General features: G+C 74.6%; 14 protein-coding genes. 10 read left to right on the top strand and 4 right to left on the bottom strand.

From position 1 onward, the window contains the following. Positions 1-66: 66 nt before the first annotated feature. Complete coding sequence (locus M8330_RS10820) at positions 67-1,269, bottom strand: cellulase family glycosylhydrolase (protein ID WP_250827333.1); 1,203 nt, start codon at positions 1,267-1,269, stop codon at positions 67-69. A 184-nt stretch (positions 1,270-1,453) separates the two neighbouring features. On the opposite strand from M8330_RS10820, the gene M8330_RS10815 reads away from it, so the two are divergent. The 4 genes from M8330_RS10815 (at position 1,454) to M8330_RS10800 (ending at position 8,195) form a co-directional block, all read left to right on the top strand. Further along, on the top strand, positions 1,454-4,384 hold the full coding sequence (locus M8330_RS10815; RefSeq protein WP_250827332.1) for an FAD-binding and (Fe-S)-binding domain-containing protein: 2,931 nt from the start codon (positions 1,454-1,456) through the stop codon (positions 4,382-4,384). Between the two features lie 168 nt (positions 4,385-4,552). Beyond that, complete coding sequence (locus M8330_RS10810; protein WP_250827331.1) at positions 4,553-5,803, top strand: class I SAM-dependent methyltransferase; 1,251 nt, start codon at positions 4,553-4,555, stop codon at positions 5,801-5,803. A 50-nt stretch (positions 5,804-5,853) separates the two neighbouring features. After that, positions 5,854-6,960: a hypothetical protein gene (locus M8330_RS10805; RefSeq protein WP_250827330.1), complete on the top strand. Its 1,107-nt coding sequence runs from the start codon at positions 5,854-5,856 to the stop codon at positions 6,958-6,960. A gap of 200 nt (positions 6,961-7,160) precedes the next feature. Then, complete coding sequence (locus M8330_RS10800) at positions 7,161-8,195, top strand: DNA topoisomerase IB (protein ID WP_250827329.1); 1,035 nt, start codon at positions 7,161-7,163, stop codon at positions 8,193-8,195. Between the two features lie 40 nt (positions 8,196-8,235). On the opposite strand, the gene serC is transcribed toward M8330_RS10800, so the two are convergent. Continuing rightward, a complete protein-coding gene (serC, locus tag M8330_RS10795; RefSeq protein WP_250827328.1) occupies positions 8,236-9,354 on the bottom strand; it encodes a phosphoserine transaminase in 1,119 nt (372 codons plus the stop codon). Between the two features lie 148 nt (positions 9,355-9,502). Here serC and M8330_RS10790 point away from each other — a divergent pair, with 148 nt between their 5' ends. From M8330_RS10790 to M8330_RS10770, 5 genes are all read left to right on the top strand, one after another. Beyond that, positions 9,503-10,012 (top strand): zinc ribbon domain-containing protein, encoded by a 510-nt coding sequence (locus M8330_RS10790; RefSeq protein ID WP_250827327.1) that lies wholly within the window; start codon positions 9,503-9,505, stop codon positions 10,010-10,012. 42 nt (positions 10,013-10,054) lie between these two features. Then, positions 10,055-10,591 carry a GNAT family N-acetyltransferase gene (locus M8330_RS10785; protein ID WP_250827326.1) on the top strand — a complete coding sequence of 179 codons (537 nt, stop codon included), beginning with the start codon at positions 10,055-10,057 and terminating at the stop codon, positions 10,589-10,591. A 74-nt stretch (positions 10,592-10,665) separates the two neighbouring features. Then, on the top strand, positions 10,666-12,255 hold the full coding sequence (locus M8330_RS10780; RefSeq protein ID WP_250827325.1) for a DUF2252 domain-containing protein: 1,590 nt from the start codon (positions 10,666-10,668) through the stop codon (positions 12,253-12,255). A 73-nt stretch (positions 12,256-12,328) separates the two neighbouring features. Continuing rightward, positions 12,329-12,739 (top strand): YybH family protein, encoded by a 411-nt coding sequence (locus M8330_RS10775; RefSeq protein ID WP_250052305.1) that lies wholly within the window; start codon positions 12,329-12,331, stop codon positions 12,737-12,739. Positions 12,740-12,863: 124 nt separating this feature from the next. Continuing rightward, positions 12,864-13,520, top strand: a complete 657-nt coding sequence (locus tag M8330_RS10770) for a VldE C-terminal domain-containing protein (protein WP_250827324.1) — start codon at positions 12,864-12,866, stop codon at positions 13,518-13,520. A 72-nt stretch (positions 13,521-13,592) separates the two neighbouring features. Here the strand turns inward: M8330_RS10770 and M8330_RS10765 are convergent, their stop codons facing one another. Both M8330_RS10765 and M8330_RS10760 read right to left on the bottom strand, forming a co-directional pair. Then, complete coding sequence (locus tag M8330_RS10765) at positions 13,593-14,600, bottom strand: hypothetical protein (RefSeq protein WP_250827323.1); 1,008 nt, start codon at positions 14,598-14,600, stop codon at positions 13,593-13,595. Between the two features lie 146 nt (positions 14,601-14,746). Further along, complete coding sequence (locus M8330_RS10760) at positions 14,747-15,847, bottom strand: citrate synthase 2 (RefSeq protein WP_250827434.1); 1,101 nt, start codon at positions 15,845-15,847, stop codon at positions 14,747-14,749. A gap of 135 nt (positions 15,848-15,982) precedes the next feature. Between M8330_RS10760 and pdxH the strand changes: the two genes are divergently transcribed. Beyond that, positions 15,983-16,633, top strand: a complete 651-nt coding sequence (gene pdxH / locus M8330_RS10755; RefSeq protein ID WP_250827322.1) for a pyridoxamine 5'-phosphate oxidase — start codon at positions 15,983-15,985, stop codon at positions 16,631-16,633. The last annotated feature ends 25 nt before the right edge of the window (positions 16,634-16,658 follow it).

The following is a 16,658-nucleotide window of genomic DNA, read 5'->3' as shown; positions in this document are numbered from 1 at the left end:
CGGCAGCGCCCGCCTGCCCGGCACCGGCCCCGGACGGGGCTCGCAGCACCAGGGCCGGCAGGACGGTCAGGACGCGGTGGCGAGCAGGTCGCGTCCCAGGCGTCCCCACGCGGTGGGGGTGCCGTCGACGTCCGTCACCAGCGAGCCGGCGTCCGCCGTGCCCGCGCGCCACCAGCCCAGCAGCACCCCGACGCCCCGGTCCCGGGCGAAGGCGGTGAAGGCCCGGGCGGTGCGCACCTCGGCGCCGTCCTCGCCCGCGCTCACCTCGGTGGCGAGCACCGGCACCACCTCGGCCAGGGCGGCCACCGTGCCGCGCCAGCAGGCCGCGTCGTCGCAGGCGCCGCCCGGGGTCGGGCTGAACGTCGCGACCAGCTGGTCGTCGGCGGGGGCGACGCCGAGCCACGAGCCCAGGTCCTCCCCGCGCAGCCCCGGCAGCAGCACCGGCTGGGTCGCCCCGCGGCTGCGCACGGCACCCAGCAGGTCGCTCATCCCCACGCCGGTCGCTCCCGTGCCGTCGCGCCAGCGGCCGCCGTCCTCGGCCCAGGACACGTCCCCGTCCTCGCCGCCGGGGTGCGCCCACAGCTCGAACATCACCGACGGGTCGTCGGCGAAGTCCTCGGCCAGGTTCTGCCAGAACGCGTACGCGGAGGAGTCGGGCCACGCCTCGCGCACCGCGGTGGTCGCCCCACCGGCCGCGCGGGTGTCGAGGGCCAGGACGACGGCGAGGCCGGCCTCGTGCAGCGCGTCGACGAACGTGGCGACAGCGGCGCGGTAGCCCTCCGCCGTCCGGGCGTGGAAGGCGTCGCTGGCCGGGGCGCCGCGGTACGTGGCCGACCAGCAGTCGAGGTTGAGCGTGAGCCGCACCGTGTCGATGCCCCACGAGGCCAGCAGCGCGGCCTGGTCGCGCGGGCCGTCGTCGCCGAGCGGGTCCAGCGGGCTGTAGCCCCAGCCCTCGGCGCAGGCGGAGGCGAAGCCGGTCCAGGTGACGCCCTGCGGCACCCACGGGCTGCCGGTGCGGGCGTCGACGAGCGTCCGCCCCACCACCTGCGGACGCGGCGGGGCGACGTCCTGGTCGAGACCGAGCACTCCGGCGGCGTCGTCGGCGCCGCGCCACACCACCAGCACCCCGGCCACGAGCGCGACCACGAGGAGCGCCGCGCCGACGGCGTACCAGCGCGCGTGCGGTCCGCGGGCCGGGGCGTCGTCGGGGGCGTCCGCGGGCTCGGCAGGCTCGGCCTCCGGGCCGTCGAGCAGGGACGTGCGCGTCACCGCGTCCTCCTCCGGCCCGTCCCGCCCGCGGGAGCGCGACCCTCCCGGTCGCGGGGGCGCACGCCCGTCCTGCGTGCCTGGCGATGGTAGGCCGCTCGCGCGCCGCGCCGGGGCGGTTCGCCCGATCCGTGCCGCCGGTGGACGCCGCGTGACCGCCTGCCGGGGCGCGCGCGACAATGGGGGAGTGTCGTCTGCTGCTCCCGCTCCCCGGACCACCCCCGGCCCCGCCGCGGCCGCTCCTGCGGCGCCCGACCTCGTCGCGTCGCTGCGCGGCGCGGGCCTGGACGACGTCGACGACTCCCCGCTCGCCCGGGCGCTCTACTCGAGCGACGCCTCGCTGTACCGGGTGCCGCCGCAGGTGGTCGTGCGCCCCCGGCACCGCGACGAGCTGCTGGGCGCGCTGAGCGTCGCCCGGGAGACCGGCGTGCCCCTGACGATGCGCGGCGCCGGCACCTCGATCGCCGGCAACGCCGTCGGCCCCGGCATCGTGGTGGACACCGCCAAGTACCTCAACCGGGTGCTCGCGGTCGACCCCGAGTCCCGCACCGCCGTCGTGGAGCCGGGCACCGCCCACGCCGTCCTCCAGCGCGCGGCGGCTCCGCACGGGCTGCGCTTCGGCCCCGACCCCTCGACCCACCCCCGCTGCACCATCGGCGGGATGATCGGCAACAACGCGTGCGGCTCCCGGGCCCTGGGCTACGGCCGCACCGCCGACAACGTCACCGCGATGGACGTCGCCTTCGGCACCGGCGAGGTGTGGACCGGCGGCACGGGCGCGGGCGCCGACGCGCTCGCCGGCATCGTGGACGCCTCGCTGGGCCACGTCCGCACCTCGTTCGGACGCTTCACCCGCCAGGTCAGCGGCTACTCGCTGGAGCACCTGCTGCCCGAGAACGGCCGCGACGTGGCGAAGTTCCTCGTCGGCTCCGAGGGCACGCTCGGCGTGGTGCTCGGCGCGACCGTCCGCCTGGTCGACGACCGGGTCACCCGCCGGCTGCTGGTCTTCGGCTACGCCTCGATGACCGAGGCGGCCGACGCCGTCCCCGCGCTGCTGCGCGCCGCGGGCGCCAGCACCGACGCCGTCGGCGGTCGCTCCACCGCCGACCACGGCCTCACCGCCTGCGAGGGCCTGGACGCCCGGATCGTCGACCTCGTGCGCGCCGGCGGCTCGCACGTGCCCGACCTGCCCCGCGGCGGCGGCTGGCTCTTCGTGGAGTTCACCGACCCGTCCCTGGAGTCCGCCCTGGTCGCCGCCTCCGACGCCCTGGGCCACCGCCTGGTCACCGACGACGCGGAGGCCGCGGCCCTGTGGCGCATCCGCGAGGACGGCGCCGGCCTGGCCGCGCGCTCGCTGGAGCGGCGCGCGCTCTCCGGCTGGGAGGACGCGGCGGTGCCGCCGGAGAAGCTGGGCACCTGGCTGCGCGAGTTCGACTCCCTGCTCGAGGCCCACGACCTGCACGGCGTCCCCTACGGGCACTTCGGCGACGGCTGCGTGCACGTGCGCATCGACTTCGACTTCTCCGACCGCGACACCGACCCCGCCGCCGGGCCGCGCCGCTTCCGGGAGTTCCTCCTCGACTGCGCCACCACGCTCGGCAAGCACGGCGGGTCGCTGTCCGGCGAGCACGGCGACGGCCGCGCCCGCTCGGAGCTGCTGCCGCTGATGTACGACGCGGAGTCGCTGCGGCTCTTCGGTGCCGTCAAGCACGCCCTGGACCCCGAGAACGTGCTCAACCCCGGCGTCCTGGTCGACCCCGCGCCGCTGGACGCCGACCTGCGCCCGGCCCGGCCGGTGCACGCCCCGCGCCCGCTGCTCCGCTTCGTCCACGACGGCGGCTCGATGGGCGAGGCCGTGCACCGCTGCACCGGCGTCGGCAAGTGCGTCGCACCCGACTCCAAGGGCGGGGTCATGTGCCCCTCCTGGCAGGCCACCCGGGACGAGAAGGACTCCACCCGCGGTCGCTCCCGCGTGCTCCAGGAGGCCCTCGACGGCACCCTCGTGCACGGGCTCTCCGACCCGGCCGTGGGCGAGGCGCTCGACCTGTGCCTGGCCTGCAAGGGCTGCGCGAGCGACTGCCCGACCGGTGTCGACATGGCGACCTACAAGTCCGAGGCGCTGCACCAGCGCTACGACGGCGAGGGCGCCACCGAGCGGAGGCCGATGAGCCACCTGACCCTCGGGCGGCTGCCGCTGTGGTCGCGCCTGGTCGCGCCCGTCGCCGGGCTGGCCAACGCCTCCCTGAAGGTGGGGCCGCTGGCCAAGGTCGCCAAGAAGGTCGCGGGCGTCGACCAGCGCCGCTCCATCCCCTCGTTCGCCACCACCACGGTGCGCGCCGGCGAGCGCCGCGGGCCGCGGGCCGCCGACGCACGCGTGCCCGACGTGTGGGTGTGGGCCGACTCCTTCACCGACCACTTCCAGACGGGCTCCGCGCACGCGGCCATCGCCGTGCTCGAGGCGGCCGGGCTGCGGGTCAAGGTGATCGACGAGCGGGCCTGCTGCGGCCTCACCTGGATCACCACCGGCCAGCTCACCACGGCGCAGAAGATCATCGCCTCCACCGTCGAGACGCTGGAGCGCTACGTCTCCTCCGGCGTCCCGGTGGTCGCGCTCGAGCCCTCGTGCCTGGCGACGCTCCGCTCGGACGCAGTGGAGCTGACCGAGGACCCGCGCGCCGGGACCGTCGCCGCCGGGGTGCTCTCCTTCGCCGAGCTGGTGGAGCGGCTCGAGGCCGACGGCCGCGACCTCGGCCTGCCCGACCTCACCGGCGTGCAGGTCGTCGCGCAGCCGCACTGCCACCACCACGCGATCATCGGCTGGCGCCGCGACCGCGCGCTGCTGGAGCGGCTCGGGGCCGAGGTCACGCAGGTCTCCGGCTGCTGCGGCCTGGCCGGCAACTTCGGCATGGAGGAGGGCCACTACGAGGTATCGGTGGCCGTCGCGGAGACCAACCTGCTCCCCGCCGTCCGCTCGCACCCCGAGGCCGTGGTGCTCGCCGACGGCATGTCCTGCAAGGTCCAGCTCGACGACCTCGCCGACGTGCGGGCGCTGCACCTCGCCGAGCTGCTGGCCTCCCGGCTGCCCTCCCGCACGGCGGCGGACGGGGCGGCGCGATGAGGTTCGTGGACAACCCCAAGTACCGCCGCTGGGTCATCCCGGCGGCGCTGGCCGCCCTGCTCCTGGTGGTGCTCGTCGCGGCGATCGTGAACTGACCGCCGGTGCGACGTACCGTCGCACCGACCACCACGGGCCTGTGCCCGGAGCCGAGCGGAGAGGAACCGCACCGTGGCCGAGCCCCTGCTGCGCGCGCTGAACCGGCTGCGCGAGGACCTGCTCTCCGACGAGCGGCTGGTCCGCGCCGTCGCGTCCGGCAAGCGTCGCTCCGACGTGCCCCGCTGGCGCCGCGTCGAGCTGCGCTACGTCGACCTCAAGGCCGGCCGGCACCTCCAGGTGACCGCCTACGACGACCGGCAGGCCCACACGAGCAACCACCTGCTGCGCTCCGCGGCCGGCGAGGTGTCCACCGACGCGCGGGACGCCCTCGACGACCTGCTCGACGAGCCCTTCGGCAACTGGCACGTGGAGACCACCACCCACAGCCACCAGCTGCGGGTGACGAAGAAGGGCGAGGCCCTGGTGCACTCGGCGGAGCGGACCGAGGCGGTCGAGCCCGACCGCGGCCACGACCAGGAGAAGAAGCGGCTGCTGGAGGAGTCCGACCCCGTCTTCGCCGCGCTCGGGATCACCGACGCGCAGGGGCGGGTGAAGCCCACCCGACGCGCGAAGCTGCGGCAGGTCGAGGAGTTCCTGCGGCTGCTGGACGCGACGATCAGCGAGGCGCTGGAGAAGAAGCACCTGCGCACGCCGACCCCCGAGGACCCGCTGCGCATCGTCGACCTCGGCTGCGGCAACGCCTACCTCACCTTCGCCGCGCACCGGTTCCTCACCCACGTCCGCGGCCTGCCCGTGCACGTGGTGGGCGCGGACGTGAAGCAGCAGTCCGCCGACCACAACAGCGAGGTGGCCCGCAGCCTGGGCATCCCCGAGGGCGAGGCGTCGTTCGTGGTCGGCTCGATCGAGGGCGTCGCGCTCGACCCGGCCCCCGAGGTCGTCCTCGCCCTGCACGCCTGCGACACCGCCACCGACGACGCGCTCTCGCGGGCCGTGTCCTGGGGTGCGCCCGTGGTGCTCGCGGCCCCGTGCTGCCACCACGACGTGGCGGCGCAGCTGCGCAAGGCCCGCACGCCCGGCCCGTACGCGATGCTCACCCGGCACGGCATCCTGCGCGAGCGGTTCGCCGACACCCTCACCGACGCGCTGCGCGCCTCGCTGCTGCGGATCGAGGGCTACCGGGTCGACGTCGTGGAGTTCGTCGAGTCCGAGCACACCCCGCGCAACACGCTGCTGCGCGCCGTCCGCACCGGTGCGCCCGTCAAGGGCGGCGGCGTGGTCAAGGAGTACGACGAGCTCGTGGGGGAGTGGGGCATCACCCCGCGGCTGTCCGAGCTGCTGGGTCGGACGCCGGCGGGCACCTGATGCCCGGTCGCGGGCCCGGTCGCGGGCCCGGCCGGCGGGCAGCGTCCGGGGTGTCGGCGCCGTTCTTCGCCGCCGTCCTGCGTGGGGGCCTGTGCGTGCTGCTGGGGCTGGTCCTCGCCCTGCCCGTCAGCCTGGCCGGGGCCCCGCCTGCCGGGGCCGCCGGCGACGGCAGCGGGAGCGTCGTCCTGGTCTGGGACGACCCGCGGATCATCGAGTCCTCCGGCCTGGTCGACACGGGCCGGTACCTGGTCACCACCAACGACTCCGGGGACTCCGGCCAGGTCTTCACCGTGGCCGCCCGGGGCGAGGACGCCGGGGAGACGGTCGGTGTCACCACCTGGAGCGACGACCCCACCGACGTCGAGGCGCTGGCCCCGGCCGGGCGGGGTCACGTGTGGGTCGGCGACATCGGCGACAACAACGCCGTGCGCGACTCGATCCAGGTCGCGCGGGTGCCGGTGGGGGCGGGTGACCGCACGGTCTCGCCCACGGTCTACGACCTCGTCTACCCCGACGGCGCGCGCGACGCCGAGACGCTGCTGCGCCACCCGCGGACGGGGCGGCTGTTCGTGGTCTCCAAGGAGCTGCTCGGCGGGTCGGTCTACGCCGCCCCCGCCACCCTCGACCCGGACGGTCCCAACGAGCTGACCCGGGTCGGACCGGTGCTGCCCATCGCCACCGACGGCTCCTTCGGCCTCGACGGACGCTCCGTGGTGGTGCGCGGCTACTTCTCCTCCGTCGTCTACGCCTGGCCCTCGCTGCGGCGGGTGGCGGAGGTGGCGATGCCCGACCAGCAGCAGGGCGAGGGCATCGCGGTCGACCGCCGCGGCCGGCTCCTGGTCTCCACCGAGGGCCGCGGCACCGAGGTCCTGCGGGTCGCGACGCCCGTGCGGGTGCGGGCGATCCTGCGGGGGGACGAGGGGGACGGCACCGCCGGCGGGTCGGACGCGGACGAGGCGGAGCCCGGCGACCTGCCCGACCCCGACGCCTTCGACCCGGAGGTCGCCGCGGACCCGGCCCGCGCCGTCCCCGACACCGTGCCGAGCTGGATCCTCGCCGGCCTGACCTCCCTTGCCGCGCTCCTGCTGGCCGGCCTCGCGGTGCTGGGCCTCCGCGGCCTGCTGCGCCGCCTCCGCCGCCTCCGCCGCCTGCGGTGATCGAGGTGCGACGAGCGCCGGCGAGGAGCCTCGAGATCGCCGCACCCGACCGCATCCGGTGGTCGTGCTGCGACCCTCGCGAGACCAGGCCCCGGTGGTCGAGCAGCGAGCCTGCGAGCGCACGTCGAGACCTCCGCACCCGTCCGGGCGAGCCCGCCGGGGTGGGACGCCCGGGCCCGGAGGCTGCCTAGCCTCGCGACATGCGCCTGCGCCGGACCTCTCCCGACCAGCCGGGCTGGACCCGTCGCCGGTCCGGCAAGGGCTGGACCTACCTGGACGCCGACGGCCGCCGGCTGTCCGGCGAGGCCCGTGACCGGTGCGAGGCGCTGGTGATCCCGCCGGCCTGGGCGGAGGTGTGGATCACCCCGCACGCCCACGGCCATCTGCAGGCGGTCGGAACCGACGCGGCCGGTCGTCGCCAGTACCTCTACCACCCGGAGTGGCGACGCAAGCGCGACGAGGAGAAGTTCGAGCGGGTGCTGACGTTCGGCGCCGCGCTCGCCTCGGCCCGCACCCAGGTGCTCACCGACCTGGGCGGCAGCGGGATGCCCCTGGAGCGCAGCTGCGCCGCCGCCGTCCGCCTGCTCGACCTGGGGTGCTTCCGGATCGGCAACGACGTCTACGCCGACGCCCACGGCTCGTTCGGACTCACCACGCTGGAGCGCCGGCACGTGCGTCGCAAGGGCGAGGGACTGGAGTTCCACTTCATCGGCAAGTCCGGCGTCGAGCACCGCATCGTCATCGACGACGTCGGCGTGATCGAGGCGCTCGGCGTGATGCGACGCCGGCGGGCGGCCGAGGACCCCCGGCTGCTCGCCTACACCGAGCGCCGCCGCTGGCACGGGCTGCTGCCCGACCTGGTCAACACCTACGTCCGCGAGACCACGGGTCTGCACGCCTCCGCGAAGGACTTCCGCACCTGGCACGCCACCGTGCTCGCCGCGAGCAGGTTGGCGGACGCGGCGGGGAACGGCGAACTGGGTGCCACCGCGGCCTCGCGCAAGCGCGCGGTGAGCGCCGCGATGAAGGACGTCTCAGGCTTCCTCGGCAACACCCCGACCCTCGCGCGGACCTCCTACGTCGACCCCCGCGTCGTGCACGCCTACGAGGAGGGCCGGACGATCCTCACCACCGCCGACCTCGACCACCTCACGCCGGACGACCGGCAGGCCGCGCTGGAGAAGGCGACGCTCGAGCTGCTCGGTGGGCCCGAGCAGCTGGCGCTGGCGTCCTGACCGGCGTCTCGACCTGTGCTGCTCGACCACCCAGGTGGCGTCAGAGCCGCTCGAGCACCCAGTCCAGCGTGCGGGTGAGCGCGGCGACGTCGGCCGGGTCGACGGAGGGGAACATCGCCACGCGCAGCTGGTTGCGGCCGAGCTTGCGGTACGGGTCGCAGTCGACGACGCCGTTGGCCCGCAGCACGGTGAGGACGTCCTCGAAGTCGAGGCCCTCGGCCAGGTCGAGCGTGCCGACGACCAGCGAGCGGTGCGCCGGGTCGGTGACGAACGGGCTGAGCCGCTCGTGGTCCTCGGCCCACGAGTAGAGCGTCGAGGACGACGCGGTGGTCCGCTCGACCATGCCGGCCAGGCCGCCGTGGCCGTTCATCCAGTCCAGCTGCTCGGCGAGCAGGAAGAGCGTGGAGACGGCCGGGGTGTTGTAGGTCTGGTCCTTGGCCGAGTTCGAGATGGCCGTCGGCAGGTCGAAGAACGCAGGCACGTGCCGGTCGGTCGCCGCGATCCGGGCCGCCCGCTCCAGGGCACGGGGCGAGAAGAGGCCGATCCACAGGCCGCCGTCCGAGCTGAAGCCCTTCTGCGGCGCGAAGTAGTAGACGTCGGTCGCGGAGATGTCGACCGGGAGCCCGCCGCCGCCGGAGGTGGCGTCGATGAGCACCAGCGCGTCGTCGTCCGCCCCCGCGGGCCGGACGACGGGGGCCATGACGCCCGTCGAGGTCTCGTTGTGCGCCCAGGCGTAGGCGTCGACGCCGGTCTCGGCGACCGGCGTCGCCAGGGAGCCGGGCTCGGCCCTGCGCAGGGACGGCTCCGCCAGCCACGGCGCCATCTGTGCCGCCTTGGCGAACTTGGAGGTGAACTCGCCGTAGGTGCAGTGCTGGCTGCGGGTCTCGACGAGGCCGTGCGTGGCGACGTCCCAGAACGCGGTGGACCCGCCGTTGCCGAGCACCACCTGGTAGCCGTCGGGCAGGTCGAACAGGTCGGTGAGGCCCTCGCGCACGCGGCGGACGAGGTTCTTCACCGGCGCCTGGCGGTGCGAGGTGCCCATGAGGGAGGTGCCCGTGTCGGCGAGCGCCTGCAGGCGGCTCGTCGGGATCTTGGACGGACCGGAGCCGAACCGCCCGTCGGTGGGCAGCAGGTCGGTGGGGATCCGAAGATCGGGCACGGTCACGGGGCAACCTCTCGTGCGGGCTCGCGCGTCAGTGGGGCAGGACGATCATCCCAGCCGCCCGGCCCGCGGGTCGTGCGAGGCCCAGAGGGTGGGCCGCCCCGCGCAGGGGTAGGTTGACGTCACCCCAGGACGAGGAGACCCGATGACCCGCACCGCTCACCCCCTGCCGCAGACCGGCCGCACGCGCACGACCTTGCGGGTCGTCGGTGGGCTGCTGCTCGTCGTCGGCCTGTGCGTCGCCGGGCTCGGCCTGTGGGGCTTCGTGGCGGACGCCAACGGGATGACGAGCGCGCAGCCGTCCATGGAGTGGAGCGAGGGTGGCTTCGTGGACGAGGCCGACGAGGGGTTCACCCCGCCGGGTGGCTTCGCGGCGATGGGGCTCCTGGCCGTCGGCGGGTTCATGACGATCGGCGGGCTCGCGGCCCTCAGCTTCGGGACGCTGGGCGCGCAGTCCCGCTACGTCGCCGGCGAGACCATGCCGACGGTCAAGCAGTCGGCCGCCTACCTCAGCGACGGACGCGGCGTGCTCGGCATCGGGCAGGACGTCGACCAGCGGCAGGAGTCGGCGACCGGCCCGTACTGCCGCCAGTGCGGCACCCGCAACGACGAGGCAGCGCGGTTCTGCGACTCCTGCGGCACCTCGCTGGCCTGACCCGGGTGTCGCGCGTCGGCGCCGGGCGGTCATGATCGGGTCGTGACCAGCACCCCCTTCCCGCGTGAGCACACCGTCGCCACCTGGGACGACGGCTTCGTGCTCGTCCGCGTCGGCTACGGCCACCCGGACGCGGTGCGCCTGGTCGAGGAGGTGCAGGCCGTCTACGTCGAGCGCTACGGCGGCCCCGACGCCACGCCGCTCGACCCGGCGATGTTCGTCCCGCCGACCGGCTCGTTCCTGGTCGGTTACCTCGGCGGCGACCCGGTCGCCACCGGTGCCTGGCGTCGTCAGCCGGACGTGGCCGCGAGGGCCGGGTTCGCCGGGCTCGACGTCGCGGAGGTCAAGCGGATGTACGTCGCCCCGCGCGCCCAGCGCCGGGGGCTGGCCCGCCGGGTGCTCGCCACCCTCGAGCAGGACGCCGGCGCCGCCGGCGTCCGGGCGATGGTGCTGGAGACCGGCCAGAAGCAGCCCGAGGCCGTGGCGCTCTACGACTCCGCGGGCTGGTCACCCGTGCCGGGGTACGGCCACTACGCCGACGACCCGCTGAGCGTGTACCGGGGCAAGCGCCTGGGCTGAGGTGGCAGTCAGGGAGCCCTGCCTACCCGCCGGGGTGGGTTCCTCCGGGTGAGACGGGGGGTACCGCTGTCCATGTGACCGAGAAGACCGACCCCGAGGCCCACACCCGCGCCGAGCTGATGGACCAGGCCCGCGAGGCCGACATCAGCGGCCGCAACTCGATGTCCAAGAAGGAGCTCGCCGAGGCGCTGGACATGCGCGCGGCGGCCGCCAAGGAGGGTGACGCGGACACCGACTCCGACCTCGACCCCACGGACGAGGCGCCGGTGGTGACGCCCGAGGCGAAGCCGGACACCGCGTCCCGCGTGGAGGCGTTCCGCGACCTCTCGCGCGCCCGGGCCCGCGGTGAGATGGTCTTCCTGCCGCGTCACCTGACGGGCCACGAGCGCCGCATCCACGTGCGCCAGACGATCCGCGAGGACCACGAGACCCGCATCGCCCGCCCCAACAGCGACGCCCGCGAGAAGTTCGCCAAGCTGCACGACTCGGTCTTCAGCTTCTTCCGGGGCACCTCGCTGCTGTTCTACCGCGACCTCGCCGGCGAGGACGCGCTCATGCCGACGGTGCTCACCCTCGGCGACGTCCACCCCGAGAACTTCGGCGTCATGCCGAGCGCCGACGACGTGCCGATCTTCGGGGTCAACGACTTCGACGAGGCCTTCTACGCCCCCTTCACCTGGGACCTCAAGCGTGGCGCGGTCGGGTTCATGATCGCCGCCGAGGCCGAGGGCGGCATGGACGCGGACAAGCAGCGCCGGGTCGCCGAGGAGTTCGTCCGCGGCTACGTCGACGCGATGCGCCGCTACGCCACCGACGCCACCGAGCAGCAGGGGCAGATGCGGCAGGACAACGCGCCCAAGGTCATCCGGCAGCTCATCGAGGACAAGACCGAGGAGGGCCGCGACGCCTGGCTGGCGCGCAAGTACCACGACGAGCAGCGCCGCCGCTTCCGCGCGGACGACGAGCACGTGCCGATCTCCTCGCGCACCGAGGAGTTCCAGGCCCTTTTCGAGCAGTTCATCGCCGACAACGACATCGAGCTGCCCGACCGCGCGCTCTCCGGCGAGACCGGTGCGCTGAAGGTGAAGGACGTCTGCCAGCGGCTCGGCCAGGGCACCGCCTCCCTCGGCCTGCCGCGCTACTACCTGCTGCTCGAGGGCCCGGCCGCGGACGGCAGCGACGACCTCATCATCGAGTTCAAGCAGGCCCGCCGCTCGGCGCTGGCCGGTCTCGCGCCGCCGTCCGAGTACGTCATGGACGGCAGCGCCGAGCGCATCACGCACGCCCAGGGCGTCCACCTCGTGCGCGGCGACCGCTTCTACGGCGCCATCGAGCTCGACGGCAAGTCCTTCATGGTCCGCGAGCGCGCGCCCTACCGCGGCGACATCGACCTCGACGACCTCTCCAAGAAGGAGTGGCGCAAGTACGCCCGCACCTGCGGGGCGTCCCTGGCGCAGAGCCACGCCCTCTCGGACGAGGCGGGCCTGGTCGACCACGACGTGGAGCCGGACGTGCTGGAGGCGATCGAGCCGGAGGAGCTGTTCGTCTCCGACCTGCTGGCGTGGTCCGAGGCCGCCCTGGCCCGGGTGAAGGCCGACCACGAGCACTTCAAGGCCGACCACGACCTCGGTGCGTTCACCAGCGTCGACCGCGTCTTCCGCTGAGGGGGCCTCGCCTCCGCCCGGGTCCCGACCGCACCGGTCCGTGACGCGGGCGCGTCCGTGTCGTTGAGGGGGCGTGACTCCCGAGACGGCCGTGCGTGAGGCGACCCGGCGCCTGTCCGCGGCGCTGGTGCGCCGCGACCTGGCGGCCGCGATGGCCTGCTTCACCGACGACGCCGCGGTCTTCGGCGACGCCGGCGGGGAGGAGGCCCGCGGCGGCCCCGAGGTGGCCGTGTTCCTCGAGGAGGTGCTCGAGGAGCCCTGGGTCCTCGGCTGGGAGGTGCTGGACGTCCACGCCCGGGCCCGGCAGGGCTGGGTCTGGTTCGTGGCCGACGCGGACGCCGTGCAGGCCTGGCCGGACGGGCTGGTCGAGCGGGTGCCCGTGCGCCTGGACGGGCTGCTCAGCGAGCCGCTCGCGGACGGCACCCGGCGCTTCGAGGTGCTGACCGTGAACCAGCCGGTGGGCCTGGAGACCACTCCCGGCTGAGCGTTCCGCACGGGTTCTTCACCCCGAGTCCTCAGAAAGCCGGGACGGTTCCCGAACGTGCTTCCTAGCCTGGTCCAGTCCGGCTGACGGAGCCGACGCACCTGTTCTCGGGAGGAACACCCCCATGCACCACCGCACCCCTGCCCCCTCGTCCGCGCCCGCGCGGGCCCTGCTGCCGGCGCTCCTCGCAGCACTGGCCCTCGTGCTCGGCACGCTCGTGCTCGCCCCGGCCGCCTCGGCCGCCCCGGTCGAGGGCTACGCCCGCTACGACGGCGCCGACGAGTGCAAGCCGAAGGCCAAGCGCGGCACGACGTTCGCCCTGACCTGGACGGTCAAGCACTACGGCGGCGTCGCCGGAGGCATCTCGCGCGACTGCAAGCGCGACAAGGACGTCTACTCCGAGCACCAGGAGGGGCGCGCCTACGACTGGATGGTCGATGCCCGCACCACCTCCGGCGCTCGCAAGGCCAAGCGGTTCATCCGCGCCCTCACCAAGAAGGACCCCCGCGGCAACGCCGACGCCCTCGCCCGCCGCATGGGGATCATGTACTTCATCTGGGACGACCACATCTACAGCGCCTCCGGCGGCTTCGAGCCCCGCTGGTACCAGAACTCGGCCTGCCCCGAGCGCAAGAAGGCCTACCTGAAGAAGTGCTCGGCCACCCTGCGCCACCGCGACCACGTGCACGTCTCGCTGTCGTGGAAGGCCGCCCGCGGCAACACCAGCTTCTATGTCAAGCGCATCGGCTCCCTGGCGGACGCCCGCGCGAAGAAGGGCTGAGCCCCACTTCTCCACCGACGGGGTCGTGACACGTTCGGACGGTCGATCAGCTCGATTCACCGTCCAGACGTGTCACGACCCCGTCGTCGTGGGGGCGACGGGGGTCCAGCGGGGGCGTCCCGGCCCCGTGTGGCAGGAGGCGACGACCTCCTGGCCGGGCCCGCGGGCCACGGCGGCGAGGATGCGGGAGGCGAGCAGGCGTCGGGCGACCGGTGTCCGCACGTCGGCCGCCACCGCGGTGACCGACGGAAGCCCCAGCCTGGCGAGCGAGTCGGCGCGGAGGACGTCCCGCCGCTGCCGCGCCGGCGTGCGGTGCTCACCTCCGTCGTACTCGCCCACGGCGCCCGACCGAGGGTCGAGCAGGTCGACCACGGCCACCGCCCGACCCGACGTGTCCACGATCCTGCGGTTGCGCAGCGGGCGTGGGAGGGCGGCCTCCACCTCCCAGACCAGTCGCATGCGGGTCTCGCCGGGGGACCACGAGTCCTCCACCGCGAGCGCCACCGCCGTGCGGAGGCGACGGCGGCCCGGATCGGGGCCCGGTCCCAGGGCTTCGAGCGCCCGTCGCTCGACGGCAGCGAGGTGGACGACCCCGGCGGCGAGGGCCATGTCCACGCCCACCACGAGCTCCCGGACGTCCGGGACCAGGCGCGCTTCGTCCAGGAGAGCCCGGGCGGGGTGGGTCACCCGGAGCCCGTGCACCGTCAGCACCTCGCTCGGTGCGACGGCGTGCCGGAGGGGGAGCACGTCCTGCCCCTGTCGGGGGCGGTGACCGTCGACGCAGATCAGGGGCACCGGTAGTCGGCGTCCATGGAGGTCCTTTCCGTCGTGGAACGCCGACCCCAGGACGTGGAGGGCGGCCCACCCGGTGAGGATGCCGTGCGGGGCCCGGGCGGCGACGTCGACGATGCGCTGCGCCGGGGTCTCGGGCGTGTCGGCCGGCAGGTGCAGGCCAGGCCCGGCACGACGCCAGCCTCGACCAGCCGCTTGCGCCTTGGTGGGGCCGGCGAGCCCTGCTGGGTCGACCCGGCAGGGCTGCACGACGGCGTGCGACGGCCACGGTCGTGGTGGCTGGAACATGCTCACAGGGTGTTTCTGCCCCGTGGCGACGTCGCCCACCGGAGGGCCATGGCTGCCTGTGGAGAACGAGTCGTGGCACGTTCGGACAGCAGATCAGCCCCGTGGGGCGTCCGAACGTGTCACGATCCCGGCGAGCCGAGGACGGCTCAGCCCCAGGCGGCGTCCCAGCCCTCGATGGTCTCCGGGCCGCGCGCGGCGGGGCCGGTGTAGACGGCGGAGGGCCGGATCAGTCGCCCGGTGGTCCGCTGCTCGAGGATGTGCGCCGACCAGCCACCGGTGCGGGCGCAGGTGAACATCGAGGTGAACATCGGCGCGGGCACCTGGGCGAAGTCGAGCACGATGGCGGCCCAGAACTCCACGTTGGTCTCCAGCACCCGGTCGGGGCGGCGCTCGCGCAGCTCGGCCAGGGCGGCCTGCTCCAGCGCCTCGGCGACCTGGTACCGCGGGGCGTCCAGCTCACGCGCGGTCCGGCGCAGCACCCGGGCGCGCGGGTCCTCGGCGCGGTAGACACGGTGGCCGAAACCCATGAGCCGCTCGCCCCGGTCGAGGATGCCCTTCACGTAGGCCCGGGCGTCGCCCGACTTCTCCACGTCCGCGATCATCCCGAGCACGCGGGAAGGGGCGCCGCCGTGCAGCGGGCCGCTCATCGCGCCGACGGCGCCGGAGAGCGCTGCCGCCACGTCCGCGCCGGTGGAGGTGATGACGCGGGCGGTGAAGGTGGAGGCGTTCATGCCGTGCTCGGCGGCGCTCGACCAGTAGGCGTCGATCGCCTTGGCGTGCTTGGGGTCGATCTCGCCGCGCCAGCGGAGCAGGAACTTCTCGGCCAGGGTCGTGCCCTCGTCCACCACGTGCTGAGGCACCACGGGCAGCCCCACGCCGCGGGCGGACTGGCCCGCGTAGGAGAGCACCATGACGGCGGCGCGCGAGAGGTCCTCGCGGGTCTGCTCGGGGCTGATGTCGTACGTCTGGCCCAGGCCCAGCTGCGGCGCGAGCATGGCGATCGCAGCCTGCACGTCGACCCGGACGTCGCCGGTGTGCACCGGCAGCGTGGCGGCCTCGGCCGCGGGCAGGCCCGGGGTGAACGAGCCGTCGACCAGCAGGCCCCAGATGTGCTCGAACGGCACGCGACCGACGAGGTCCTCGATGTCGACGCCGCGGTAGCGCAGCGCCGAGCCCTCCTTGTCCGGCTCGGCGATCTGCGTCTCGAACGCGATCACTCCCTCGAGACCGTGCATCACCTGCGGCATGTCGGACATGGCGACTCCTTCGTCGAACGTGCGGTCCTGCGCATCATGACAGTGACGCCCGCCACGTCCGCCAGGGCCCCGGGTCCCGGCCGTGGGAGTGAGCCGTCCTCGACCTCCGAGGGCTAGCGTGGAGGGGTGAACGAGCAGCACCTGGACCTGCGCTCCCTGCGGCACGACTACGCGGCCCGCGGGCTCGACGAGTCCGAGCTGACCCCGGACCCGCTGGACCTCTTCGACCGCTGGTTCGCCGAGGCGCTCGAGGCGGGGCTGGGGGAGCCCAACGCCATGGTCGTCGCCACGGTGGACGCCGGCGGGCGACCGTCCGCCCGCACCGTGCTGCTCAAGGAGCGCCGCGAGGGCGGGCTCGTGTTCTTCACCAACCACGCCTCGCGCAAGGGCGAGGAGCTGGCCGCGAACCCGCACGTGGCCCTGCTGTTCCCCTGGCACGACCTGGAGCGCAACGTCCGGTTCGAGGGCGTCGCCGAGCCGCTGCCCCGCGCCGAGGTGGAGGACTACTTCGCCGTGCGCCCGCGCGGCTCCCAGCTGGGCGCCCACGCCAGCCGCCAGTCCAGCGTCGTGGCCGACCGGGCCGAGCTCGAGCGCTCCTACGCCGACGCCGAGGAGCGGTTCGCCGACCAGGACGTGCCGCCGCCGGCGTCCTGGGGCGGCTACCTCGTGCGCCCGGACGTCGTGGAGTTCTGGCAGGGGCGGCCCTCCCGGCTGCACGACCGGCTCGTCTACCGCCGCGAGGGCGGCGCGTGGCGCACGGAGCGCCTGGCACCCTGATCACTGAGTGAGCCCTCACTCACTC

The organism is Nocardioides bruguierae (assembly GCF_023656415.1).
Lineage (GTDB): Bacteria > Actinomycetota > Actinomycetes > Propionibacteriales > Nocardioidaceae > Nocardioides > Nocardioides bruguierae.
Note: the sequence above shows the minus strand (reverse complement) of the source record. Positions and strands in the feature narration are given on the sequence as shown.